Source organism: Flavobacterium sp. GW823-FHT06G12 (genome assembly GCF_058794775.1).
This window is the reverse complement of record NZ_JBXAHE010000004.1, coordinates 83968-109463: the sequence shown is the minus strand read 5'-3', so window position 1 is coordinate 109463 and position 25496 is coordinate 83968. Positions and strand designations below refer to the sequence as shown.

Sequence of the window (25496 nt, the reverse complement as noted above, 5' to 3'; positions counted from 1 at the left end):
ATAAATCCGAATTATTTGGCTAACATCTCTTAATATTTTAAATTTTTATTATTGATATTAAACTTACAAAAACATTTTCTTTTCATATTTATGGCATTGTATTTTGGCTATATTTGCCAACAAAATTTCCTTAAATGAAGCTTAGAACTTTACTCTTATTTATTGTTTTTATTAAATATTCTTGTGTTTTTTCGCAAGAAATTAATCCAAATTCTTCCCGTAATTTATTATTAGAAGATAAAGATGGTCATCTAATTCAAAATTTGGAACAGCAAAAGCAATTTTTGAAAATCAGAGAGGAAAAGATGAAAGCAGAAGTCTTGAATTTGCAAAAGGCAATTTTTAATTCAGGCAATGGAAATTTGACTTCAAAAACAGCAGCGACTCTTCAAGGCGTAGAAATGTGTACTAATGCAGGTTTTGAGCAATATGAAACGGTCAACGGAAACAGTTATCTTAAGAATTTTCTTTGCACAATTGGTGATCCTCCTGGTCCAACGCAATGCCAATCAATAAGTAATACTGCCGACTCGTATATTAATCGCTATAATCCTAATAATATGGATATTATGGCAACTACTGTTGCTTCAAATTTAATTGACCCTTATATGGGAGACATTAAAGCATTTGATCAATATGCTCTTAAAATCAATTATGAGAACTCCTCTACCTATGGCTCTATTGTCCAGGGCAAAAGGTTTAAAACCAATAATGAAAATTATCTGAAATTTAATTACAAAGCGGTACTGCAAAGTGTGTACGACGATAGCCATACGGATAATCAAGCTTTTGTAAAAGCACGTATTTTAGATAAAAACAAAAAAGTTGTCAGTGAATTTTGTTTGGTTGGAGACGAAAAAAATTGTATTTTCAGCAAGGTTCCAAGTCAATATTCTGATTTTGTTACTTTATATACTACCAATTGGCAATCTGGAATATTAGACATTTCATCAATTCCAAATAATGAGGAGTTTACCGTTGAATTTATGGCTTCAAGATGTGGATTGGGAGGGCATTTTGGGTATATGTATATTGATGATGTTTGTACCTTACACTCTGCAGAAAACTTGCAAGGTTCTATAGAGCTTGATCCTTTGAATAAAGTTTGTCCGACTTTACCAATTTCAGTTTGTGGCAATTATACTATTCCTAATTCTGGAGGAATTTCTGCATCAGTAAAAAAAATCACTTTAAATGTTTATAATAGCAATAATGTGTCTGTTTACAGTACATCAACTACTTCAAGCTTAGACACAACAAATAAAAAATTTTGCTTTACATTAAAAACCAGTGATTTTCCAAATATTACAAATGCTAATTATAATGTAGGCGTACAAATAGATTATAACATTTCTGGGACTTCATGCTCCGGAACCACATTTGATTCTGCTACAGATCCTGACGCAAATCCTGGTTGGGATATTTCTTTTTTGAATTGCTCTTCAAGTTGTACTATTAATGTAACAACTGCAAAAATATCTCAATGTGATGCCAACCGCGACGGAACTGAAAACTTTAATTTATCTACATTAAATTCTTTAATAGTTCCTTCTACAACGGGGTTAAATTTTAGTTATTTCAAAAATTATAATGAGGCAGAATCTAACTTGAATGCTATCACCAATTTTACAAGTTATCCAAGTTCAAGTGCTTCTATTTTTGTTAGAGTAAGTAAGGATGCAACTTGTTATAAAATAATTTCTGCCAATTTAGAGGTGAGAAATCCAACAGCAAATATTACAGGTATTTTAAATGTTTGCTCTGGAAGCACTGTATTAACCGCTTCTTCTGGAGCTTCGTATTTATGGAGTACAGGAGCAACTACCCAAAGTATTACGGTAACTTCGCTAGGAAATTATTCTGTTACTGTGAAGGACTCTTTTGGATGTTCCAGCGATGCAAGTGTTAGTATCGAACCTAGCCAAACTGCTGTGTCTCCTACCTTGCAGATTACGCAACCTTCTTGTTTTGTAACTACAGGAACGATAAAAGTAACTTCACCGGCATCACAATACAGTTTTGATGATGGCGCAACTTGGGAGGCAAACGCTACAAAGAGTAATTTATACCCTGGAAACTATTTAGTAAAAATAAAGACTGTAAATGGATGCACTTCTTATTCGCAAAGTGTTACTATTACAGCGGCTTCTACTTCGTATCCAAATTACAGTTATACCAATCCTCTATTTTGCGGAGATACGGGCAGTATTACTATTATAACTCCAGCTTCGTACTATAGTTTTGATGATGGTAAAACTTGGGGAAATAATCCTACTGCTAACAATCTTTTACCTGCAACTTATAAAATTCGAACCAAAGATTTACAAGGTTGTATTTCATCAGCAAATAATGTACTCATTAGTAGCAATACTTTAGAAACTCCAACTTATACAATCGTACTGCCCGCTTGTAATACAAAAGGAAGCATAACCATCAATACTCTTTCTGATTTTTATACTTTTGACGGAGGAACTACATGGGTTACAAATAACAAAATGAGCAACTTAGATGCAGGAAGCTATTCTTTAGGAATAAAAAATGCTTTAGGTTGTACCTCTGGTTATTCCTATGCTTATTTAAATGATTTTAAGGACTCCTATCCCGAATATACAACTGAACAGCCTGTTTGCGGAAGGGACGGAAGCATTACTATTACTACAGTAGCAGATTCATATAGTTTTGATAATGGAGCAACTTGGACTAGCAATAATGTTAAAATTTTACCTTTTGGAACCTATCAAATAAAAATAAAAAACAGTGCAGGATGCATCAGTTCTGCTAATTATGCTTATTTATATCAGCCTTATTTGGATACCCCGATTATTAGCTTGGAACAGCCAACTTGTGGTACAAACGGAAAAATCACTGTCAACTCATTATCCGACTTTTATAGTTTTGACAATGGCGCAACGTGGACAACATTAAATTCTAAATCATTACCTCCTGGCATTTATAATATAATTATAAAAAATAGTCTTGGCTGTACCTCTTATCCAAATAATGCTTATTTAAATAATCCAAATATAGATGTACCCGATTACACTGTTGTTCAACCCACTTGTACATCTCCGGGCAGCATTAAAATAAATACAACTGCTAGTTTCTATAGTTTTGATGGAGGTTATACTTGGGGAACTTCTTCTTCATTACCAAATCTTACTTCTTATGGATATTACAACATTGCGATAAAAAATAGTTTAGGATGTGTTTCTAACTCTGTAAGCGTCCAAATTAACAACGCAAGGCTTCCTGATCCAGATTATACAGTTACCAATCCTAGTTGTGGAAATATTGGCAATATTACATTCAACACTACTGCAGATTATTACAGTATAGATTATGGTTCAACCTGGAGTACAAGTAAGGTTTTTAATAATTTAAGTCAGGGATCTTACTATTTAATGATAAAAAAAGGGAATTGTACATCCAATTATATTACCATTTATATGGATTCTTCGATGCTGGCACAACCTAATTTAACCACAGTTCAACCAGGATGCGGAACAAAAGGCAGTATTAAAATTAATACTACTGCAAGCTTTTACAGTCTTGATGGGACAAATTGGGTAACAAGTCCTGTTTTTTCTAACCTTTCTCCAGGATATTATTACCCCGTGATTAAAAATGCTAAAGGTTGCGTTTCTAACTCGAGCACAGCATATCTTCAAGAGTTTTATCTGCCCAATCCTACCTTCAAAATAACACAACCTACTTGTGGAACTGGAGGAAGCATAAACTTTACTTCAACTGAAGCACAATACAGTATTGATGGAGGTAGAACTTGGAGTACTAATCCTTTATTTACTAATCTTAGTCCAAACTCTTATTCTTTGGTAGTAAAAAATGCCTCTGGTTGCACATCTAACCCATACAACGCATACGCTTACTTACAACAATATTATTTGCCTAACCCTGATTTTACAGTAATCCAGCCAACATGCGGCGTTAATGGAAGCATTACTATTGCAACAGTTGCTGCTTTTTATAGTTTTGACAATGGTAATACTTGGACAACTAAGCCTGTTCTTTCTGGACTTACTTCTGGTTATTATAACATTATGATAAAAAACGCGGCAGGTTGTCAATCTTATGGTTTATCAGTAAACATTAATCCATATTATCTGCCCAATCCAAACATAAAAGTAGTACAACCTAGTTGCGGAAACGACGGTAGCATTACCGTTACAACTCCTGCTGACAGTTATAGTTTTGATGGAGGCACCACTTGGACTACAAATCCAATTTTATTAAATCCCGCAAATACGTCTTATAGTGTACTTATTAAAAATGTAACAGGTTGTAAATCAAATTCACAATATGTTTACATATACAAGTATTACCTACCGTCACCAAATATAACTTCTATTCAGCCTACATGCAGTAATCCTACGGGAACTATAATCGTAAATTCTACTGCAGACCAATATAGTTTTGATGGAGGAACAACTTGGACTACAAACCCTATAAAGAAAAATTTAGCTGACGGCTCATACAATGTAATAATAAAAAATACTTTAGGCTGTACCTCTTCTAGTAGCTATACTTATATAAACACTCCTCCTGCAATTCCTGCCGCACCCGATGTGAAGATAGTTCAACCTTCTTCTTGTGGCGCAACCGACGGTAGCATTACCATAACAACACCAGCAATTAGTTATAGTTTCAATGACGGAAACAGTTGGACAACGAGTCCTACGAAAGTAAATGTAGGAGCTGGTACATATATTATTAAAATCAAAACAAATTCATATAGTTGCGAATCATTAACAACTATTGCCAACTTGAGTTCTGGCACTACAATTGCGGCTCCAAATTTCACTACAACACAACCAAATTGCACCTCTTCAAAAGGTTCTATTACCATTACAACAAATGCATCAACTTATAGTTACGACAATGGGTTAACTTATGTTTTTTCTAATACAAAAACGGATCTATCTCCAGGTACTTACTTCGTAAAAATTAAAAATTCAGTAGGTTGTGTTTCAGATGCTGTTAAAGTCACGATATCGCCATTATCACCGCTTGCAGCTCCTGCTTTTACAGCAACTCAGCCCACATGCACCAATTTTACAGGATCAATTACAGTTAATACTACTGCAGATCTCTATAGTTTTGATAACGGAGTTACATTTGGAACATCTAATACAAAATCTAATTTATCTGCAGGAACCTATAATTTGATGATCAATAAATCTGGTTGTATTTCTCTTGCTGCACCTGTCACAATACAAGCTGCACCTGTAATACCCGAAGCGCCACAAGTTGTAGTTACTGAACCAACGGGCTGTAATTCGGCTACTGGAAGTATTATGGTTACTACAGTTGCAAATCAATATAGTTTTGACGATGGCCTTAATTGGAGCAACAGCAATACTGCCAGTTTATCTCCTGGAAGTTATTTTATCCGAATAAAATATACAAATGGCTGTCCATCTATTGCGTATAAAGCAACTATAAATGCAGCGCCAGATGCTCCCTCAATTCCAACTTTAAATGTTACTCAACCTACTACTTGCAGCAATCCATTTGGCTCAATTTCGATTACAAGTACTGCAGCTCAATATAGTTTTGACAATGGTAAAAATTATTCAGCCAATCCAAATTCGGGTAATTTAGTTGCTGGAACCTACATGGTTCGAGTTAAAAACAGTCGTGGCTGTGAGTCTGCTCCATTATCTACGACCATTAATCCTCCAACAGATTATCCGAGCAACCCTGCATTTACAACTATCCAGCCCGATTGCAATAATCCTAAAGGTACTATTACAATTACCGATGTTGCATCAGAATACAGTTTTGATGATGGTGCTAGCTGGATTACAACTGCAGTGAAATCAAATCTTGACCCAAAAACTTATTCTATTAAAGTCAAAAATAATAAGGGCTGTATCTCAAATGCAACCACAGTTACTATAACTCCTTTTACAAATTTTACTCCAAAGCCTACTCTTGTAAGCCCTCAAGCATTCTGTATTCAACAAAATGCGACATTAAATTCAATTACAATTATAGGACAAAACATAAAATGGTATGACGCATTAACAAACGGATCTCTCTTATCCAATACAACTTTGCTTCAAAACGCTAAGATTTATTATGCTTCGCAATCTATAAATGGCTGTGAGAGCGAAAGAGTTACTGTGTCTATAAAAATTCAAGATACTCCTGCTCCTTCTGGAGATGCAAATCAGACATTTTGTACAGGACAAAGTGCGACTTTAGCAACTATTAAAATTACAGGAACTTCAATAAAATGGTATAACGCATTAAACAATGGTTCTTTATTAGCAGAAACCACAAATCTAGAAAATGGAAAAACTTATTATGCTTCTCAGACAGAAAATAATTGTGAAGGATCTAGATTGGCAGTTACAATTTCAATTATAAACACACCAGTAGCTCCAACTGCAAATGGAAATCTAGAGTTTTGTAAAAATGAGAATGCAAAATTAAGCAACATTCAAATGACAGGTCAAAACATAAAATGGTACGACACCGCTTTTTCTGCTGCCGCACTGGCAAATACTACTTTGTTGGAAAATAATAAAACCTATTATGCTTCGCAAACTGTTGGATGCGAAAGTGATAGAGTACCAATTCTAGTCCACGTTTATGACACTGCCCTACCAACCGGTAAGAGTAGTCAGCAATTCTGTATTGACCAAATTGCTACTTTAGAGAACCTTAATATAAAAGGAACAGATTTAAAATGGTACGATTCTGCAACTAATGGAAGTCTTTTGTCGGAAACTAATTTATTAGAAACTAAGACATACTACGCAACACAAACAGTAAATAACTGCGAAAGTGAAAGATTTGCTGTATCAGTAAAAATTCAGGATACTTCAATTCCATTTTCAGATTCGCCACAATCATTTTGCATTCAAAAAAATGCCAAAATCAGTAATATTGCCATAGATGGTCAAAATATAAAATGGTACGAAAGCACTTCATCAAATAATCCCTTATCAGAATCAACTTCTCTTGAAAACGGAATAACTTACTATGCTTCTCAAACAATTAGCGGCTGCGAAAGTGACAGAATTCCTGTAACGATAAATATTCTTGGAGCTACAACATCAGAATGCATTCATTTTGTTGAAGAACTTCCTTATCCAAAATTCTTTACTCCAAATGGTGATGGCCACAATGACACTTGGACAATCGATCCTAATTATTTGGCTCCTAATTCATCTATTAGAATATTTGATCGCTACGGAAAACTCATAAAAGAACTAAGATTAAATACTTCTTGGGACGGAAATTACTTAGGAAATCAAGAACCTTCTTCAGATTATTGGTTTACGGTTACAAGATTTAATGGAAAAGAATTTAGAGGACACTTTTCTTTAAAAAGGTAATTTTAACTCTAATAAAAAAGGTTCGTATTTTAAATACGAACCTTTTTTATTAAGACCTTATGACATAGTCTATCAACAACTCTATCAGGGCAACTATTACTTTTATCATAATTAATAAATCTATAAACTTCCTTTCTTTTTTAAACTTCTATACTTTAAGTAAGAATAAACAATAGGAATTATAGCTATACCAAATACAATTGTCAAAAATACTTTAGAGAAGGCAGAACTTTCAAAAATTAAGCTTCCGACAATAATAATTAAACCAGCGATAAACCAAAGTTTTCCAGCAAATAGATGCGTTTTTTTCCAGACTTCTTGATTCTCTAGTGTCCAAGGTGTTTTTATTCCAATAAAATAATTGGGTTGAATTACTTTAAAATAATTGCCCAAAATCACGAATAAGGCTCCGACTAAAACGAAGATAAAACTCGGAATAGAAATAGATTGGCTCTTGGTGCTATAAATAATAAACAAAGCTAAAATTGACATAAAAAGAACCAAAACAAATTTAAGCTGATATAGCTTTCCTCCCATCAAAGACATCTTTTTCTTTGGGTCAATCTTTGAAATGACGGACATAATTATATAAGTAAAAACAGGAAGTATAAAAAGCATTCCAATCAAAGTAAATTTATTTCCCCAACCATCTATTTCTCCTTTAGAATTCCAATGAATAGGTACTATTTCTGGCAGACTATTCCAAACTGTGCCTAAATAAATAAAAGGGATCAAAACAATTCCAATTAGAGGAAGCTCTTTTTTAAATTCTAGTTTCATTTTTTATTTTTTAAAGGTTAGTATCCATTGCAGAACATCTTCCATTATGGTGGTATTGATGGAGTAAATGATGAACTGTCCATTTTTCTCAAACGTAATTAAATCGGCTCGTTTTAAAATATCTAAATGATGAGAAATACTTGGTTTTGAAATATTAAAAACATCTGCAATTTCACCTGCCGACATATCTTTCTCTTTCAAAAGATCCAAAATCTCTCTTCTAGTTGCATCATTTAATGCTTTAAAAATATCGTTCATTACATTTATATATTTAGACAAATATCTAAATACTTTTTAAACAAACAAAAAAAAGCAGTAATTTTTTACATTACTGCTTCCAAATATTTTTAAAAATAGATTCTTAAAATTTATGTTCGTCTTTGCTAATAACCATAAACGAAACTAAAGATATCAATGCTGCTGCAGTTAAATAATAGCCAACATAACTCACACTATATGTAGAAGCTAGATAAATTGCAATCATAGGCGCAAAAGCAGCTCCTAGAATTCCTGCCATATTGAAAGTCAACGAAGCACCAGAATAACGAACATTCGTTGGAAATAATTCAGATAAAAAAGTTCCCAAAGGCCCATATGTAAAACCCATTAACGACATCCCGATGCAAGCAAAAATGGCTACTTGCGTAATATTTCCAACACTTAAAAAATAAGAAAAGAAGAATCCGAAAATAGCGATAGCCGCTGTCGCTACGATAAGCATTTTACGTCGACCAATTTTATCTGCCACAACAGCCGAAACTGGAATGAAAAGAGCAAAAAACAATACAGAGAATAATTGAATCAATAATCCGTCTCTTTTAACGATTCCTAAATCTGAAGTTGCCCAACTTAATGTAAATACTGTCATTAAATAGAAAACCAAGAATGTTGTAATTGCTGCAAATGTTCCAAAAATCAATTGATTTTTATATGATTTTACCAAAGTCAAGAACGGAACTTTTACTTCTTCTTCATGTTTTTTGGCATTTTCAAACGAAGGTGTTTCTGTAATTTTAGTTCTAATGTAAAAACCAATTATTACCAAAAATGCACTAGCAATAAAAGGAATTCTCCAACCATAATTCATAAAATCTTCGTTGCTCATAGAATCTGTTAACAAAAGAAAAGTTCCTCCCGAAAGCAACAATCCTATTGGAGCGCCTAATTGTGGAAACATTCCATACCACGCACGTTTATTTGGTGGTGCATTTTCTATCGCCAATAAAACAGCTCCTCCCCATTCTCCTCCTAAACCAACACCTTGTCCGAATCGGCAAAGCATTAATAATAAAGGTGCTGCTACGCCAATACTTGCATAACTTGGTAAAAATCCGATTGTAACTGTCGAAATTCCCATTGTCAATAAAGCTGCTACAAGAGTAAACTTACGACCGATCTTATCTCCATAATGTCCAAAAAAAGCAGACCCCAATGGACGAGATAAAAAAGCAATAGAAAAAGTCGCTAAAGATTCAAGAGTCGCCATTGTCGAATCTGAACTAGGAAAAAATAATTGCGGAAAAACCAATACAGCTGCATTGGCATAAATATAAAAATCAAAAAATTCGATTGTGGTACCAATAAGGCTTCCAAAGAGAACGTGTTTTAAAGAGTTCTTTTTATTTGGGTTAGTTTTCATGTAAAACGGATATAACTTTTTTTTTGATTACAAAAATATAGTTTCATTATTAATAATTCATCTTTAGAAGAATTAGTTTTAAAACACCTCTCGTTTTTTAACAAATTTCATGTGTTTTCCATTTAAAAACAACGTGTTTTAATCAAACATAAAAACTTGATTTTACGCATTTTAAAATAAAAATCAAAAATCAAATCTTAAGCATTCGTTAAAAGCGTTTTTAACTGTATATTTTCATTAAATTTACAGCTGTCAAAAATAAACTTAAAATTATGCCTACCGACTGTATCAGCTTTCAATCTTCTGGATATTTCTCTAAACTAATGCAAGATTACTTAGATCAAAAACCAGAGTTAAAACCGCTGTACAATAATTTCCCAAGCCTAGAAAATTTCGAAAAACAAATAGCCGAAAAATCGGCGAATTTTGACCATAACAACAGAACAGCATTGGTTGCAACTCTGCAAAAACAATATCAAAATATTGAAGCATCAGATTTAACCAAACAAAATATTTCGCTTTTAGCACTCGAAAACACATTTACAATTACAACTGGACATCAGCTCAATCTATTTAGCGGACCACTTTATTTTTTATATAAAATTATTTCTACGATTAATTTAACCAAAGAATTAAAGTCGAAATATCCTTCGCACAATTTTGTTCCAGTTTATTGGATGGCTACTGAAGATCATGATTTTGAAGAAATCAATTATTTTAATTTTAAAGGAAAAAAAATCCGTTGGAATGCTGAAAGCACTGGTCCAGTCGGAAGATTATCAACCGAAGGCTTAGAAGAATTATTTGAAGTTTATTCTCTAGAATTAGGCTCAAGTACAAATGCAAACGCACTTAAAAAGCTTTTTAAAGATGCATATTTAAAACATGAAAATCTAGCCGATGCGACTCGCTATTTAGCAAATGCTCTTTTTGCAAGTTACGGCTTAGTAATTATAGATGCAGACGATGCTGATTTAAAACGCACTTTTGTTCCGTATGTAAAAGAAGAATTAGAAAATCAGACTTCATTTAAAGAAGTTCAAAAGTCTATTGAAGAACTTTCTGCTTATACCGTTCAAGTAAATCCGCGTGAGATTAATTTATTTTATATTGAAGATAAGCTTCGCGAAAGAATTATTTTTGAAAATGATAAATATGTGGTTAACAACACTAAAATCTCATTTTCTAAAGATGAAATATTTAAATTATTAGAAAGCAATCCTGAAAAGTTCAGTCCAAACGTAATCATGCGTCCTTTATATCAGGAAATCATTCTCCCAAATCTTTGCTACATTGGCGGAGGCGGAGAAATTGCTTATTGGCTAGAATTAAAAGCTTTCTTTGAAGCTGTAAATATTACTTTCCCAATATTATTAGTTCGAAATTCAGTTCTTTTAGCAACCGAAAAACAAGTTAAAAAAGCAGATAATTTAAATTTAACTTGGAAAGATTTATTCAGTAAATCTGAAAACTTGGTTAACGAAATTACACATAAACTTTCTCCATTTCCAATTGATTTAACTCCGCAAAAAGAAGCACTTGAAAAACAGTTTGCCTATCTTTTTGAATTGGCTGAAAAAACAGACAAATCTTTCTCTGGTGCCGTAAAAGCACAAGAAGTAAAACAAAAGAAAGGTTTAGAAAATCTAGAAAAACGTTTATTAAAAGCACAAAAAAGAAAACTGGCAGATCAATTGGAGCGAGTTACAGATTTGCAATGCGAATTGTTTCCAAACAATAGTCTTCAGGAACGTCAAGCTAATTTTTCTGAATTTTATTTAGAAAAAGGAGAGCAATTAATTCCACTTTTAATTCAGAAATTAAAGCCATTAGAACATAATTTTGACATCATAATAATCTAAAATAATTATCTTTAGAAACTATAAAGTAATGATTTAGGAACAAATAACCAGCACATTTCCTAAATCATTACTCTCTCAAACCAAATAGAATTATATTTTATAACCTATTAACTAGCTAACCTAATGGTAAGAGAACGCCTAATTTCGCTTGATGTCTTTCGCGGACTGACAATTCTATTGATGACTATTGTAAACAATCCCGGTGATTGGGGAAATGTTTATCCGCCACTTTTACATTCGCAATGGAATGGCTGTACACCAACTGATCTTGTATTTCCGTTTTTCATTTTCATAATGGGAGTTGCAGTTCCTCTTGCAATGCCAGAGAAAAAATACGATGAAACGACATTCAACAAAATCCTGATTCGTTCCTTAAGAATGTTCTGTCTAGGGATTTTCTTTAATTTCTTTGGAAAAATTCAATTGTTTGGTTTAGACGGAATCCCGCTTCTAATAGGACGTCTAATCATTACTTTTGCTGTTGGCTATGCATTAATGGGCAATTTCAGCACACGACTAAAAAATATTTTTGCATTTGGGATATTGGCTATTTATTTCATTTTAGCTTATGGTGGATTTGAAAGCTATCAAGACGTTCGCCTTCCAGGCGTTCTACAGCGTATTGCCGTTGTATATTTTGTGGTTTCACTTTTGTATTTAAAGACATCTCGAAAAACTCAAATTATTACAGGAGCTTTTTTACTTTTAGGATATTGGGCAGTAATGACTTTAATTCCTGTTCCAGGATTTGGAGAAGCTAATTTAGACCAAGGCACAAATTTGGCCGCATGGATTGACAGCGTTTTCCTAAAAGGACATATGTATCACGAAACCAAAACTTGGGATCCTGAAGGAATTTTAAGCACATTACCATCAATTGTTAATGGAATAATAGGTTTGTTTATCGGACAAATTTTATTGCTTTCTGTAACCAAAATCCAAAAAGCACAAAGAATAGGAATGATGGGAACTTCACTTATCTTCTTTGGCCTAATCTGGGATTTGGTTTTTCCAATAAACAAATCAATCTGGACAAGCAGTTATGTTTTATACACCACAGGATTGGCAATTGTCTGCTTAACTGTTTTGTATTACATCATAGACATTAAAGAATACAAAAAAGGTTTCAAATTATTCATTATTTGGGGAGTAAATCCTATGATAGTTTTCTTTGCTTCGCAAATTATTCCTCAAGCTTTGATAATGATTAGTTTTCAGCATCCGTTACTTCCAGGCGACCAAATCAACCTTCTAAATTATCTATACCGTTTCGGAATTGCACCATTTTTTAGTAATGCAATGACTGCATCTTTAGCAGGCGCATTAACATACGTTGGAATCTGGACATTTATATTATGGATATTCTACAAGAACAAACTTATTTTTAAAGTATAATGCTTATAAAAGACCATATTAAAGACGCACAATAAAGCGTCTTTTTTATTTCAAAAAATAATTTTTCAGCATTTCTTGCTCAAAACATCATTCCAGCATGTTTAAATTATGAATTTATTAAAATCAATTCATAAAAAAAGTATACTTTTGCACAAAATTTAATAAAATATAAAATGGCAACAAATAGAACTTTTACAATGATTAAACCAGATGCTGTTGCAAATGGACACATCGGGAATATCTTAGCAATGATCACTAATGGTGGTTTCAAAATCGTTTCATTAAAATTAACTCAATTAACTGTAGCTGATGCTAAAGCATTCTACGCAGTTCACGCAGAAAGACCTTTCTACGGAGAATTAGTTGAATTCATGTCTCGTGGACCAATTGTTGCCGCTATTTTAGAAAAAGACAACGCAGTAGAAGATTTCAGAACTTTAATTGGAGCTACAAATCCAGCTGAAGCTGCTGAAGGAACTATTCGTAAAGCATACGCTACTTCAATCGGAGAAAATGCAGTTCACGGATCTGACAGCGACGAAAATGCTGCAATCGAAAGCGCATTCCACTTTGCAGGAAGAGAGCAATTCTAATAATATTAGATTGTAGATATTAGATTGCTGAATCTAACTATCACTAATAAAAAAATCCATTCGCTAATCGAATGGATTTTTTTTTATATGGAAAAATCTAAAATCTAAAATCTAAAATCAGCGAAGCACAACATCCTTCACCACCTCACGTCCAAGTTCTTCATTAATCATTTTTACGATTTTATATTTTCCGTGAGTTAATTCTTCGCGCAAAACAGAAGAACCTAATTCTACATAAAGCGTACTTCCTTTTAGAACAACATTCCGGGTATAGGTGTTTACACCGCTTCCCATAAGATTTTTCCAAGCATCACGAACATCAATTTGATCCATCCCTGGTTGCAATTTGTTCACTTGAATAATTTGCTGTAAAACAGCACTAATAGTACTTTCGTTATTTAGTCTTTTCGCCATCGTTCAAAAGGTTTACTGGTCCAGCTTTTTTATAATGATATTCTATTTTTTGTGAGTTTTTAACCACTAATTCATCATCAGAAAGAGAGATAATTTCCTCGCTCCATTTTGCATATTTCGTTTTGTAATCTAAGAAAACCTGTTCTCCAGCAAAACGCACCGAAACATTCTCAAAAGTATCTGTTGTCAAAAATGTACCGTCAAATTGCGGCATCACTTTAGTACGGACACCTTTATTATTCTTAATTTGAAAAAAGTCAAAAGTCTCATTCATCTTATACTCCTTCTCTTCGCCCTTCTCAAAAATCACTTTTTCAATTTCCCAATAGCCATTCAATTTAGCAATATCTGCAGGTTTTACTTCCTGTTTACAGCTCACAAACAAAAGTGAACAAAACAAAACTATAAAAGTGTTTTTCATAAATAAAGTTATTAAATTTTATTCTTTTTTCTTGAAATGAAGTCTAAGAATTAGGAGCCATTTACTCCATTAGTTCGCTACTGCATATGTGCTGTCATCCATTATTTCTTTTGTCTTTTAAAGGAAAAAGCAAAAAGATGTTTGCCTTATCAAAGCAAGGATTTCTGTTTTCAAAAGAAATTTTTCTTGGATTACAAAGATAGTCTTATAATCATCAAAAGAAACAAAAAATCGAAAACACATTCAACTATTTTTAAAGCAGACAGCACAAAAAAAAAGTCTTCAAATAGAAACGCCTAAACGCATCCTATTTAAAGACTCAATAAATTTTCAATTATATTTATCGATTAGAACGTATTCTTTTAAGAACTCCCAAAAAGAATAAAACTATTCCTAAAACTAGTAAAACATAATATATCGAAAGATTTTTATCTTTTAAAACATTTGCCAGAACAAAAGATAATACGCTAGCAAAATAAAACGTTAAAGCAGATATGTTTTTCATTAATTAATTATTTAAAGAAGCTGTCAACAAATTCATATTTATTAAAGACTTGCAAATCCTCAATTCCTTCACCAACACCAATATATTTTACAGGAATTTGAAATTGATCTGAAATACCAATTACAACACCGCCTTTTGCAGTTCCGTCCAATTTAGTTACAGCTAATGAAGTAACTTCTGTTGCAGCAGTAAATTGTTTTGCTTGTTCAAAAGCATTCTGACCTGTAGAACCATCCAAAACTAAAAGCACATCATGAGGCGCATCAGCAACTACTTTTTGCATTACACGTTTTACTTTTGTTAACTCGTTCATTAAATTGATTTTATTATGAAGACGTCCAGCAGTATCAATAATAACAACATCGGCATTTTGAGCAACTGCAGATTGCAAAGTATCAAAAGCAACAGAAGCTGGATCGCTTCCCATATTTTGTCTTACAATTGGCACATCTACTCTATCTGCCCACACTTGCAATTGATCAATTGCTGCAGCACGAAAAGTATCAGCTGCACCTAAAACTACCTTATGTCCTGCTTTTTTAAATTGATAAGCCAATTTACCAATTGTTGTCGTTTTACCTACTCCATTTACTCCAACAACCATTAAAACGTAAGGCTTTTTATCTTTTGGGATTTCAAATTCTGTTGCTTCACCCGTATTTGTTTCAGATAATAAAGCACCAATTTCATCGCGAAGAATTTGATTTAACTCTTCTGTTCCTAGATATTTGTCTTCAGCAACACGCTTTTCAATTCTTGTGATAATTTTTAAAGTAGTATTTACCCCAACATCAGAAGCCACAAGAACTTCTTCCAGATCATCTAAAACATCATCATCAACTTTAGATTTCCCTGCAACGGCTTTACTTAACTTTGAAAAAAAAGTAGTTTTTGTTTTTTCAAGACCTTTGTCTAAAGTCTCCTTTTTTTCGGTAGAGAATAATTTTTTAAAAAAACTCATTTTTTGTAGATTATTTAGATTTATTAGATTTCTTGATTTTTACGCAAGAAATCCAAATCTTTAAAGAAAGCGCAATTGTTTTTCAAAAAATGGCCAATTGTTACGATTCTTTAAATTTTTAGACAAATATAGGTAATAAAAAAGCTACTTCCGAAATGAAAGTAGCTTTTCTATATAATGTAATTGTAATTATTTCTTTTTCAAGAATTCATCAACTTCTTCAGGAGCCATAATAGATTCTACGAATGTATATGCACCAGTTTTAGGAGATTTCACCATTTTGATGGCTTTTGACAATCTCTTAGAAGCTGTTTGTAACGATGCTACGGTTTTCTTTGCCATGATTCAAATGTTATTTGAAGTTTTTCATAAAACTCGAAATGGCTAAACCATTTGAGATTTATAAAAATCTCTAATTATTACTTAATTTCTTTGTGAACAGTTACTCTTTTCAAAACTGGATTAAATTTTTTAATCTCTAATCTGTCTGGAGTATTTTTTTTGTTCTTAGTTGTAATATATCTAGAAGTTCCTGCAACACCAGAAGCTTTGTGCTCAGTACATTCTAAAATTACCTGGATTCTATTACCTTTCTTTGCCATCTTGCTATATATTTATTTAGGAAAAGATTATTTGATAAATCCTTCTGACTGCGCTTTTTTCAAAACTGCAGTGATTCCATTTTTATTAATTGTTTTTATCGTAGATGCTGCTACTCTAAGAGTAATCCATCTATCTTCTTCTGGAAGATAAAAACGCTTTTTAACTAAGTTTACAGAAAACTTTCTCTTAGTTTTGTTCATAGCGTGAGAAACGTTATTTCCTACCATCGCTCTTTTACCTGTAAGGTCACAAACTCTTGACATTATACTTATCTTTTATCGTTATTCAAAATCAGGGTGCAAAGAAAAGAAAAATAAACCATTGTAGCAAAAAATTATTGCACAAATTTTAAAATTTCTTTCTGCAAAATTTCTAAACTCTTGACAGATGCCCTATCTATCACTTTTTCACGAGGTTGTCCGAAGTTAAATTCTTCCACAATTACTCCGTTTGGAGTTGCCAAAGCAATAAAAACAGCACCTATTTCGGCATCAGAATCTCCTTTTGAAGGCCCTGCATTGCCTGTCGTTGCTAGCGCATAATCGGTTTTCAGCAAATCTTTCACGCTCAGCGCCATAGCCGAAGCAACCTCAGCACTTACAACCGAGAACTGATCAATCAAATTTTGCGGAATTCCCAAAACATTTACTTTGGTTTCTGCTGCATAAGAAACAACGCTTCCTTTAAAATAGCCCGATGAACCAGGAACAGACGACAGTAGCGAAGCGATTCTTCCTCCTGTACAACTTTCTGCTGTTGAGATAGTTTTACTTTGTTTAGAAAGCAATTTGCCAATTACTGTTTCGATTGTCTCGTTTTCTTCGTAGCCTACAATTATATCATGGATTATAGCATCTAAAGACTGAACATTAGATTCTATCGCTTCTTCCAACTCTTCTTTATTAGTTCCTCTGGCGGTCAAACGCAAACGAACTCGGCCTGGATTTGGCAAATAAGCAAGTTTTATAAATTCTGGAAGATTATTTTCCCATTGTTCAATACGTTCTGCAACTAAACTTTCGCCCTGACCATAAGTCAAAATAGTTTTGTGAATAATATATGGGCGTTTATATTCACGAACAATCTTTGGAATTATTTCTTCTTCTACCAAATATTTCATTTCGTAAGGAACTCCTGGAAGCGAAATAAAAACTGTATTTTCTTTCTTCATCCACATTCCTGGCGCTGTTCCCACTTTATTATGCAAAACAGTACAAGTTGACGGAACTAGAGCCTGATCTTTATTCAATTGAGAAATTGGTCTTTTATAAAAACCTTCTATCAATTCAGTTACATGAGCCAAAACTTTTTGATCTACAACTAACTCATCATTAAAGTATTCACAAAATGTTTTCTTTGTAACATCATCTTTTGTCGGACCTAATCCGCCAGTTACAATTACAACATCTACTCTATTTTGCAATTGAGCAAAAGTATCTAATATATGTTTTTTGTCGTCGCTAATTGACAGCATTTCTGCCACCTCAACTCCAATTCTATCGAGCGATTTAGCAATAAAAGCCGAATTTGTATCTACGATTTGGCCAATTAAGATTTCATCTCCAATAGTAATAATTGCTGCTTTCATATCAGTGAAATATTTTTGTTGCTTAAATAAATAAGCCAATAATTTATAAGTAGAAAATTTAAATTTTGTCTTTGGAGGAAGGTATTAACGGCTTTTACAAACTATAAGCCTGTTTACAAAATTTAAAAAATGTTTTGACTTATTCCTTTAAAACAGGAATAAGTCAAATTTTATATTAAAGATCAAAATCTTTTTTTATTTCTTTAATCGCTTCTTTTACTTGTACCTTAATACTTTTAAAAGTTTCGATAATATCTTTTTTCTTGCCTTCAGCCTTTGTCCAAGCTTCTACTTGCAAAATTTCTTCAAAAGCCACATTTAATCCCATTAGATCCAATGTAGGCTTTATTTTATGAGCATAGGAATAGGCGTATTTATGATCCTTCTTTTTAATTCCTTCTTTGATTTGTTTTAAATCTTCAGGAACTTCTGTAACAAATAAAGTTAAAATCTGATTTACAAATTCAGGATCGTTATCTGAAAGCGCATAAACTTTCGAAAGGTTGTACTTTAAAGCCATTATTTTACTTGTATTCTGAATAATTTTTTATCTTCTAAAAAGCCTTCTAAAACATCATTTGGTTTTACAGCCGCAACACCTGCCGGCGTTCCTGTAAAAATAATATCTCCAATTTTTAAAGTAAAAAACTGAGATACATGTGAGATTAATTCATCAATCTTCCAAAGCATCATACTAGAGTTTCCTTTTTGAACTGTTTCTGAATTGCTTCTTAATTCAAAATTAAGATTTTCCATAGAAACAAAATCAGTTTTTGGTAAAAAATCACCAATAACCGCAGAACCGTCAAAAGCCTTGGCTTTTTCCCACGGAAGCCCTTTTTCTTTCAATTTACTTTGCAAGTCTCGAGCAGTAAAATCGATTCCTACACTTATTTCATCATAATATTTATGAGCAAATTTTGGCTCAATATATTTTCCGACTTTATTAATCTTTACGATTATTTCAACTTCATGATGAACATCTTCAGAAAACTCTGGAATTACAAACGGATGCTGTTTCAGCAAAACCGCAGAATCAGGCTTCATAAAAACAACAGGCTCACTCGGACGCTCGTTTTTCAACTCTTCTATATGATTGGCATAATTCCTGCCGACACAAATTATTTTCATTCTTTTTCAAGTTGCTAAGATACTGAGATGCTAAGATACTAAGAATCTAAAAAAACTTAGAATCTCAGAACCTTAGCATCTTAGAAACTTATTTCGTATTTAATTTTCTTAATTTAATTGCTGTCAAAACTTTTTTGGTATATAAAGGAAAATCAGCATTTTGAATCCAGCTGAAATATCCTGGCTCTGTTTCTAGAACCTTCTCTACTTTTGCACCTTTATGTTTTCCAAAAGTAAAAATTTCTTCGTCATCTTGATCAAAAGCAATCATTCCGGCAAAATCTGCTATTTTTTTACGTGTTGTAAATTCAGATAAAGATTTCATGTCGTTTTCTAATTCTGGATAACGATCTAATTGTGCTTTCAAGATTTCGTAAGTTGCCATTGTATCAGCTTCTGCTGAATGCGCATTATCCAAATTTTTTCCACAATAAAATTTCAAAGCAGCACTTAATGTACGCTCTTCCATTTTATGAAAAATAGTCTGTACATCTACAGAAACTTTATTTTTCATATCAAAATCAACTCCTGCACGAAGCAATTCTTCTGCTAAAAGGGGAATATCAAAACGATCTGAATTAAACCCTCCCAAATCACTATCTTTAATCATATTGTGAATATGCGGAGCAAGTTCTGCAAAAGTTGGTTCGTTGGCTACTTTTTCGTCTGTTATGCCATGAACTGCAGTAGTTTGTGGAGGAATTGGAATTGTTGGATTAACCAGCCAGGTTTTACTTTCTTTGTTTCCGTTAGGAAAAACTTTGAATATTGAAATTTCTACGATTCTATCTTTACCGATATCAATTCCCGTTGTTTCGAGATCAAAAAAGCAAATTGGCTTGTTAAGTTTTAATTCCATTTCTAATTTTTATAAGTTTACAAATGTAATTTTTAAAGCGGAATATCTCTCTTTATTCTGATTTTTTTTGTCGAAAAAAGCTTTCAAATCACGATTTTAACTTTTCTAAAATAAGCCTTTATCAAGATTGCGCATTTTCACTTAATTCTTTTCTTACAAAAGAAAAAATCCGATAAGTTTAAAACCTATCGGATTTGAATTTATTTTTAAAATGAATTTTAGAAATCTCTATCTACATCAAAAGCCTCTAAATATTCTGCTACTCTTTTCACAAAACTTCCTCCTAAAGCTCCATCAACAACTCTATGATCATAAGAGTGAGACAAGAACATTTTCTGACGAATTCCGATAAAATCACCTTCTGGAGTTTCAATAACCGCAGGCACTTTACGAATTGCGCCAAGAGCTAAAATACCAACTTGTGGCTGATTGATAATTGGCGTTCCGAAAACACTTCCAAAAGTACCAACATTTGTAACGGTATAAGTTCCGCCTTGTGTATCGTCTGGTTTTAGTTTTCCAGCTTTTGCACGATTTCCTAAATCGTTAACCGCTTTTGCCATTCCAACCAAATTCAATTGATCTGCATTTTTAATCACAGGAACAATTAAATTTCCGTTTGGCAATGCCGCCGCCATTCCTAAATTGATATTTTTCTTCTTAATGATATAATCTCCGTCAACAGAAATGTTCATTCCAGGGAAATCTTTTAAAGCTTTTGCAACTGCTTCCATCATAATTGGAGTAAAAGTCAATTTCTCGCCTTCTCTTTTTTCGAAAGCTGTTTTTACTTTATCTCTCCATTTCACAATGTTCGTTACGTCAACCTCAATAAATGATTGTACGTGAGCAGAAGTTTGAACCGAAGCGGTCATATAACCAGAAATCAGTTTACGCATTCTGTCCATTTCAACAATTTCGTCAGCACCATTTACAGAAACTGGAACTGCTTGCTGGCTTTTTTGAGCAACTGGTTCAACTGCTTTCACAGGTTCCGCTTTTGGAGCCTCAACAATTTGAGGAGCCACTTCAACTGTTTTAGGAGCTTGAACAGCACCTGATTTACGAGCTTCTACATATTTTAGAATATCTTCTTTTGTTACGCGTCCGTCTTTTCCAGAACCCGCAATATTTTCAAGTTCGTTTAAAGAAACGCCTTCTTCCTTTGCAATATTTTTAACTAATGGAGAATAGAATTTATCTGAACTTGAAAAATCCTGAGAAGTTGTTACTGTTTCTTTAACCGCTTCGATTGTTTTTTCAATTTCAGCAGCTTCAGCAGGAACCACAACTTCTTCAACTTTATTTGTTACTGCACTTGGCTCATCGCCTCCTTCAGTTTCAATAATAGCTATAGTTTGCCCTACTTGCACTAAATCATCTTTACCAAACAATTGCTCAACTAAAATTCCTGATACTTCGCTAGGCACTTCGCTGTCAACTTTATCTGTTGCAATTTCGAGTACGGCTTCATCAGCCTCAATTTTGTCTCCAACCTCTTTCAACCAGTTTGTTATGGTTGCTTCAGCGACACTTTCTCCCATTTTAGGAAGCTTTAATTCAAATCTTGCCATATTGTTAATCTAAAAGATGTTTTTGATTTTCAGATTGCGAAATTAACGAAAATTTTAAACATAAATTTCATTTAATATAATTTTTTACTCAATTTTCACGATTTGCCCTCTGTCATTCCTTGAATTACTTCCAATAATAAAACCCGTATTTTTGGGAAAAATTTTAAAAGTAACCTGCTTATCTTTAAGAGTTTCTATGATTTCGATACATTTTTTGAATGAAATATAGTGATTATCCAAAATGATCTCTGTCTTTTTACCCTTTAAAATTAGGCACGAATTTACCATTTTTTCTTCTTTGAAATCTAAAAAAGCAACTTTATTTTCCAAAATCGGAGCCAGTTTTTTAGCGAAATTCTCATTTTCGGAGCATAAAAAATAACTTTCTGGCAATGGATTTTCTTTTGGTTTTCCTTGAAACTTTTTTGCAACAGAAAACAAAAAAGAGCCAATTTGAATAAAGGCACTAAAAAACTGCGATTTCTTAAAATGCTTCTGATAAAAGAAATTCATGGCTTCTTGAAAACGCATCATATATTTTTCGTCTTTTACAGTGCTTTCTCCTTTATAATGCAAAACTGTCGTTTCGTGAAAATAACAATTTGTTTTCCCGATTTGTAAAGCTCGATAAGACAAATCAATATCATCGGCATACATAAAACAATTTTCGTCAAAACCATTTAACTCTTCGTAAACTTCTTTTTCTAGAAACATAAAAGCTCCAACGAGAATAGCTGCTTTTCCTGTTTCATTTTCATTTAAATGCTGTGCGTAATACCGATTAAAAAGTTTGGTTTTAGGAAAGATTTTATACAATCCGAAAACTTTTGTGAACGCTACCCAAGGCGTTGGAATTCCGCGTTTGCTTTCTGGAAGAAATTCACCGGTTCCATCAATCAATTTACAGCCAATAATTCCGAGATTATTTTGCCTTTCGGCGAAAGCCAGAATCTTTACAAAAGTATCTTCTGCAACAACAGTATCAGGATTCAAAATACAAACATACTTTCCTTTCGCTTGACGAACACCAATATTATTGCCTTTTGGAAAACCAAAATTATCTTTGTTTTCTATCAGTTTTATGCTAGGAAATTTTTCTTTCATCATCAAAACGCTTTCGTCTGATGAATTATTATCAACAACAATAATTTCTGCGTCCATTGCTGCAATTGCTTCCTGAACGCTTAAAAGGCATTGTTCGAGAAAGTAACGCACATTGTAGTTTAAAATAACAATCGATAATTGCATGAATAATTGAGTCTGTAGATTTTGGCCGAAGTTAGAAATTTTCTGATAACCCCAAGCGCAGCGACCAGTCGTTTTTACTAATTCCGTAATCTAAAGCGAGATTACTGCCATTGCGTTTGTTCCATTTTATGCGAATTCCAGTTCCAACTGCAGGATTCCATTTTTTGAATTCATAAGTATCAAGTTTAGAAACCGAAGAAACATTGGTAAAAAATACAGCGCCAAAAAATCCATTACGACTAATATCAGTTCTGTATTCGGTTTCAAAATAAACCAAAGCATTGCTTCTATATCTGTTTTTAGTAAAACCGCGCCCAGTTTTTCCTTCTCGATCCCAACCAATACTTGGCAAATCCAAATAATGCGGTTTCCCTCCAAAAGTCGACCAAAAAAAAGCTCTTGATGCCCAAACTCTATGTTTGGTTTTGCTAAAAGAGTGGTATTTTCTAGCATCAAAATATATAGACTGCCACTTGTCTCCTTCTACTCCGCTGGTATTGAGTCGCAAATCGGCTTCGACATACAAACCTTGTTCAGGATTAATGATATTTTCTCTTGAATCGTATAATCCTTGAATTGCAAATCCGAAAGAAGTCTCGTCAGAATAATCACCATTCATGTATTTATAATAATCTGTTTCTCCGTCTATATAAGATTCTTCAGAAATATTTTTATAATTATCAAAAAGAAAACCAACTCCCAAACGATAATTCCCGACAATTTGCCTTGTAATAAACTGATAAAAACGCCATTGCTGATAGTCGAGCGTTGACATTTCTTTTTCTGAATTATCTACACCCAAACCATAAGTATCCTGCGGATAAATCATATACCGATAATCTCCAATAAGATTCCATTTATTATCACTTGTATAAATATAAGATTGGATGGGAAATACAAACTGATTACTAAAACTAAAATAAGGCGAAAAAGTAATTTGAGACATTTTAGTTTTTTCTGCATCTCCTAAGTAAAAAGTAGTCAGAAAAGAAACAACCAAACCATTACTGGAATTAACACCAACCGGAACGGGCAATAAAGAAAAAGCCAGTTTTCGTTTTCTATCTGGACGAATAGTATCCTGTTTATCAAAAATTTTATGAATGACGTCTAAGATATCCCGAGTTTCCACGGCTGTACTATCGTTCTGAGCCTGACAAAACGATCCTATAAAAAATAAAACTAAGATGTATTTTATTTTTAAACTATTCACACACAATATCTTAAAACCCTTTTCTTACAAATTTAAAATTTTATTAAGAATATAGACAAGTTTATGCTCGAAAGTTTATAAGTGGTAATTTTTAATCGCAGTTTCAGATTTTAAACTGTAACTGCGACTAAAACTACAAATGAAGCTGGATTTTATATCTATTCAAGATTTTCATTACAAAAAGCATAATGACAGAAAATAATAAAGACCACAAGATTCCTGGAACTCCTACTCTGAAATATCCTGGAATAATATGAACGTTTATAAGCTTACAGAAATAATAAATTACACCTGGCAAAATATAAATCAATAACGGATTTGCTGCTGCAGGCATAAAAAATTCGCTCCATTTGGTTTGCTTTTTAACTTCCATTAGCCAATACAGAAAATAAAATAAAACCGTACAAATTGCTGCCGAAAACATAGTCCATGAAGGTGTTCCTTTGATTTTTGAAATTCCGAAATATGGGCGAAGCAAAATCGCTGTCACTGCAAATAAAACCGCAAAACCAATTACTGGCCAGTTGATTTTGGGACTGACTTTTCTATCAAAAAACAACAATGAAATAATTACTCCTGCCGAAACTAGAGAAGCATGTGTAAGATGTCCTGCTATAAAACTTAGCCAAGGAGTACTGTGCACAAATGAATTTTCGATTAAATTAAGAGAATTCATCGGAACAGAAAAAACTAAAAATGCAATCATTGCCCATAAGTTTCCTGAAACTAACCAATAGTAAATAACCGTAAAAAGATATGCCCAACCAATTAAACCAAGTATTCCCCACCATTTTGGTGTCATTCCTCTTTCTCCTGTATCTCGAACATATAAAAAGTACAATGTTATAAGGACTAAAATCCCTCCATATTGAAGCACATTTTTTAACCAAACAGGAAAATCTTTTGGATATTTATTCCAAATCGGAATTGGCATTGCATATGCTAAAAGCGCCCAAAGCACTGGCGTAATTATCATTTTAGAAGCATCGTAACCATATTCGGAATTGACCATAAAAACGCCAATTATGATAAGTGCAATAGCTCTTTTTAATGTATGCGTCCAAATTGTTTTAGGACTGTCTCCTTTGATAAGTCTAGCATTAAAAGCAAACGGAATAGACATTCCGACAATAAATAAAAAAGCAGGAAAAACTACATCAACAAAAGTCATGGCATCTGCATCTGCAGGCATATGCCTCATCCATTGTGGCACTTTTTGTATACTTGCCAACTCATTTACAAAAATCATTATAAAAATGGTAATTCCACGCAAAGCATCTATAGAAATAATACGCTGATTAAACAGATTCTCTTTTATTTTCATAATTTTTTACTTTTTTACTAAA

Annotated in this window: 22 protein-coding genes; 4 read left to right on the top strand and 18 right to left on the bottom strand. The window is 33.0% G+C overall.

What is annotated here, in order from left to right; all coding sequences use genetic code 11:
- Positions 1-134: 134 nt before the first annotated feature.
- Entirely contained in the window at positions 135-7364 is a 7230-nt protein-coding gene (locus AC1Q5Z_RS16125; RefSeq protein WP_492445906.1) for an Ig-like domain-containing protein, read from the top strand.
- Between the two features lie 120 nt (positions 7365-7484).
- Here the strand turns inward: AC1Q5Z_RS16125 and AC1Q5Z_RS16120 are convergent, their stop codons facing one another.
- The 3 genes from AC1Q5Z_RS16120 to AC1Q5Z_RS16110 form a co-directional block, all read right to left on the bottom strand.
- A complete protein-coding gene (locus AC1Q5Z_RS16120; RefSeq protein ID WP_492445904.1) occupies positions 7485-8144 on the bottom strand; it encodes an SdpI family protein in 660 nt (219 codons plus the stop codon).
- A gap of 3 nt (positions 8145-8147) precedes the next feature.
- Positions 8148-8402, bottom strand: coding sequence for an autorepressor SdpR family transcription factor (locus tag AC1Q5Z_RS16115; RefSeq protein ID WP_198858349.1), 255 nt, complete (start codon positions 8400-8402; stop codon positions 8148-8150).
- 103 nt (positions 8403-8505) lie between these two features.
- Positions 8506-9783, bottom strand: coding sequence for an MFS transporter (locus tag AC1Q5Z_RS16110; RefSeq protein ID WP_492445902.1), 1278 nt, complete (start codon positions 9781-9783; stop codon positions 8506-8508).
- Positions 9784-10055: 272 nt separating this feature from the next.
- On the opposite strand from AC1Q5Z_RS16110, the gene bshC reads away from it, so the two are divergent.
- From bshC to AC1Q5Z_RS16095, 3 genes are all read left to right on the top strand, one after another.
- Positions 10056-11645 (top strand): bacillithiol biosynthesis cysteine-adding enzyme BshC, encoded by a 1590-nt coding sequence (bshC, locus tag AC1Q5Z_RS16105; protein ID WP_492445900.1) that lies wholly within the window; start codon positions 10056-10058, stop codon positions 11643-11645.
- A 123-nt stretch (positions 11646-11768) separates the two neighbouring features.
- Complete coding sequence (locus AC1Q5Z_RS16100) at positions 11769-13040, top strand: acyltransferase family protein (protein ID WP_492445898.1); 1272 nt, start codon at positions 11769-11771, stop codon at positions 13038-13040.
- 173 nt (positions 13041-13213) lie between these two features.
- Positions 13214-13633 (top strand): nucleoside-diphosphate kinase, encoded by a 420-nt coding sequence (locus AC1Q5Z_RS16095; protein ID WP_012026941.1) that lies wholly within the window; start codon positions 13214-13216, stop codon positions 13631-13633.
- Between the two features lie 117 nt (positions 13634-13750).
- Here AC1Q5Z_RS16095 and AC1Q5Z_RS16090 read toward each other — a convergent pair whose 3' ends face one another.
- From AC1Q5Z_RS16090 to AC1Q5Z_RS16020, 15 genes are all read right to left on the bottom strand, one after another.
- The gene (locus tag AC1Q5Z_RS16090; protein ID WP_095931056.1) at positions 13751-14047 is read right to left on the bottom strand and encodes a DciA family protein; all 297 of its coding nucleotides are present in this window, start codon (positions 14045-14047) and stop codon (positions 13751-13753) included.
- Positions 14028-14468: a lipocalin-like domain-containing protein gene (locus AC1Q5Z_RS16085; RefSeq protein ID WP_198858345.1), complete on the bottom strand. Its 441-nt coding sequence runs from the start codon at positions 14466-14468 to the stop codon at positions 14028-14030. The genes AC1Q5Z_RS16090 and AC1Q5Z_RS16085 overlap by 20 nt, the downstream gene beginning before the upstream one ends.
- Before the next feature lie 340 nt (positions 14469-14808).
- Positions 14809-14973, bottom strand: a complete 165-nt coding sequence (locus AC1Q5Z_RS16080) for a hypothetical protein (protein ID WP_286969100.1) — start codon at positions 14971-14973, stop codon at positions 14809-14811.
- Positions 14974-14980: 7 nt separating this feature from the next.
- Entirely contained in the window at positions 14981-15934 is a 954-nt protein-coding gene (ftsY, locus tag AC1Q5Z_RS16075) for a signal recognition particle-docking protein FtsY (RefSeq protein ID WP_198858344.1), read from the bottom strand.
- 189 nt (positions 15935-16123) lie between these two features.
- Positions 16124-16276: a DUF4295 domain-containing protein gene (locus AC1Q5Z_RS16070; protein WP_070261881.1), complete on the bottom strand. Its 153-nt coding sequence runs from the start codon at positions 16274-16276 to the stop codon at positions 16124-16126.
- Between the two features lie 77 nt (positions 16277-16353).
- The gene (gene rpmG, locus AC1Q5Z_RS16065) at positions 16354-16536 is read right to left on the bottom strand and encodes a 50S ribosomal protein L33 (protein ID WP_011963553.1); all 183 of its coding nucleotides are present in this window, start codon (positions 16534-16536) and stop codon (positions 16354-16356) included.
- A gap of 27 nt (positions 16537-16563) precedes the next feature.
- Positions 16564-16800: a 50S ribosomal protein L28 gene (gene rpmB, locus AC1Q5Z_RS16060; protein WP_008468080.1), complete on the bottom strand. Its 237-nt coding sequence runs from the start codon at positions 16798-16800 to the stop codon at positions 16564-16566.
- A 71-nt stretch (positions 16801-16871) separates the two neighbouring features.
- Complete coding sequence (locus tag AC1Q5Z_RS16055) at positions 16872-18125, bottom strand: CinA family nicotinamide mononucleotide deamidase-related protein (protein ID WP_492445891.1); 1254 nt, start codon at positions 18123-18125, stop codon at positions 16872-16874.
- Between the two features lie 175 nt (positions 18126-18300).
- Positions 18301-18645, bottom strand: a complete 345-nt coding sequence (locus AC1Q5Z_RS16050; RefSeq protein ID WP_008468078.1) for an Hpt domain-containing protein — start codon at positions 18643-18645, stop codon at positions 18301-18303.
- Positions 18645-19256, bottom strand: coding sequence for a fumarylacetoacetate hydrolase family protein (locus tag AC1Q5Z_RS16045; RefSeq protein ID WP_111289096.1), 612 nt, complete (start codon positions 19254-19256; stop codon positions 18645-18647). The genes AC1Q5Z_RS16050 and AC1Q5Z_RS16045 overlap by 1 nt, the downstream gene beginning before the upstream one ends.
- A gap of 88 nt (positions 19257-19344) precedes the next feature.
- Entirely contained in the window at positions 19345-20115 is a 771-nt protein-coding gene (locus AC1Q5Z_RS16040; protein ID WP_198858342.1) for a 3'-5' exonuclease, read from the bottom strand.
- 218 nt (positions 20116-20333) lie between these two features.
- Positions 20334-21689, bottom strand: a complete 1356-nt coding sequence (locus AC1Q5Z_RS16035; RefSeq protein WP_343589656.1) for a dihydrolipoamide acetyltransferase family protein — start codon at positions 21687-21689, stop codon at positions 20334-20336.
- 84 nt (positions 21690-21773) lie between these two features.
- Positions 21774-22937: a glycosyltransferase family 2 protein gene (locus AC1Q5Z_RS16030; protein ID WP_343589657.1), complete on the bottom strand. Its 1164-nt coding sequence runs from the start codon at positions 22935-22937 to the stop codon at positions 21774-21776.
- 31 nt (positions 22938-22968) lie between these two features.
- Positions 22969-24150, bottom strand: a complete 1182-nt coding sequence (locus tag AC1Q5Z_RS16025; protein ID WP_492445888.1) for a BamA/TamA family outer membrane protein — start codon at positions 24148-24150, stop codon at positions 22969-22971.
- A gap of 133 nt (positions 24151-24283) precedes the next feature.
- A complete protein-coding gene (locus tag AC1Q5Z_RS16020) occupies positions 24284-25474 on the bottom strand; it encodes a DUF5009 domain-containing protein (RefSeq protein WP_492445886.1) in 1191 nt (396 codons plus the stop codon).
- Between the last annotated feature and the right edge of the window lie 22 nt (positions 25475-25496).

What these genes read in the sequence shown, in the direction of transcription:
- AC1Q5Z_RS16120 (WP_492445904.1), bottom strand. Translation starts at nt 8,144, where the DNA reads ATGAAACTAGAATTTAAAAAAGAGCTTCCTCTAATTGGAATTGTTTTG.
- rpmG (WP_011963553.1), bottom strand. Translation starts at nt 16,536, where the DNA reads ATGGCAAAGAAAGGTAATAGAATCCAGGTAATTTTAGAATGTACTGAG.
- AC1Q5Z_RS16070 (WP_070261881.1), bottom strand. Translation starts at nt 16,276, where the DNA reads ATGGCAAAGAAAACCGTAGCATCGTTACAAACAGCTTCTAAGAGATTG.
- AC1Q5Z_RS16030 (WP_343589657.1), bottom strand. Translation starts at nt 22,937, where the DNA reads ATGCAATTATCGATTGTTATTTTAAACTACAATGTGCGTTACTTTCTC.
- AC1Q5Z_RS16055 (WP_492445891.1), bottom strand. Translation starts at nt 18,125, where the DNA reads ATGAAAGCAGCAATTATTACTATTGGAGATGAAATCTTAATTGGCCAA.
- AC1Q5Z_RS16035 (WP_343589656.1), bottom strand. Translation starts at nt 21,689, where the DNA reads ATGGCAAGATTTGAATTAAAGCTTCCTAAAATGGGAGAAAGTGTCGCT.
- AC1Q5Z_RS16045 (WP_111289096.1), bottom strand. Translation starts at nt 19,256, where the DNA reads ATGAAAATAATTTGTGTCGGCAGGAATTATGCCAATCATATAGAAGAG.
- AC1Q5Z_RS16095 (WP_012026941.1), top strand. Translation starts at nt 13,214, where the DNA reads ATGGCAACAAATAGAACTTTTACAATGATTAAACCAGATGCTGTTGCA.
- AC1Q5Z_RS16085 (WP_198858345.1), bottom strand. Translation starts at nt 14,468, where the DNA reads ATGAAAAACACTTTTATAGTTTTGTTTTGTTCACTTTTGTTTGTGAGC.
- AC1Q5Z_RS16080 (WP_286969100.1), bottom strand. Translation starts at nt 14,973, where the DNA reads ATGAAAAACATATCTGCTTTAACGTTTTATTTTGCTAGCGTATTATCT.
- AC1Q5Z_RS16020 (WP_492445886.1), bottom strand. Translation starts at nt 25,474, where the DNA reads ATGAAAATAAAAGAGAATCTGTTTAATCAGCGTATTATTTCTATAGAT.
- AC1Q5Z_RS16050 (WP_008468078.1), bottom strand. Translation starts at nt 18,645, where the DNA reads ATGGCTTTAAAGTACAACCTTTCGAAAGTTTATGCGCTTTCAGATAAC.
- AC1Q5Z_RS16110 (WP_492445902.1), bottom strand. Translation starts at nt 9,783, where the DNA reads ATGAAAACTAACCCAAATAAAAAGAACTCTTTAAAACACGTTCTCTTT.
- AC1Q5Z_RS16115 (WP_198858349.1), bottom strand. Translation starts at nt 8,402, where the DNA reads ATGAACGATATTTTTAAAGCATTAAATGATGCAACTAGAAGAGAGATT.
- rpmB (WP_008468080.1), bottom strand. Translation starts at nt 16,800, where the DNA reads ATGTCAAGAGTTTGTGACCTTACAGGTAAAAGAGCGATGGTAGGAAAT.
- AC1Q5Z_RS16100 (WP_492445898.1), top strand. Translation starts at nt 11,769, where the DNA reads ATGGTAAGAGAACGCCTAATTTCGCTTGATGTCTTTCGCGGACTGACA.
- AC1Q5Z_RS16090 (WP_095931056.1), bottom strand. Translation starts at nt 14,047, where the DNA reads ATGGCGAAAAGACTAAATAACGAAAGTACTATTAGTGCTGTTTTACAG.
- AC1Q5Z_RS16125 (WP_492445906.1), top strand. Translation starts at nt 135, where the DNA reads ATGAAGCTTAGAACTTTACTCTTATTTATTGTTTTTATTAAATATTCT.
- ftsY (WP_198858344.1), bottom strand. Translation starts at nt 15,934, where the DNA reads ATGAGTTTTTTTAAAAAATTATTCTCTACCGAAAAAAAGGAGACTTTA.
- bshC (WP_492445900.1), top strand. Translation starts at nt 10,056, where the DNA reads ATGCCTACCGACTGTATCAGCTTTCAATCTTCTGGATATTTCTCTAAA.
- AC1Q5Z_RS16040 (WP_198858342.1), bottom strand. Translation starts at nt 20,115, where the DNA reads ATGGAATTAAAACTTAACAAGCCAATTTGCTTTTTTGATCTCGAAACA.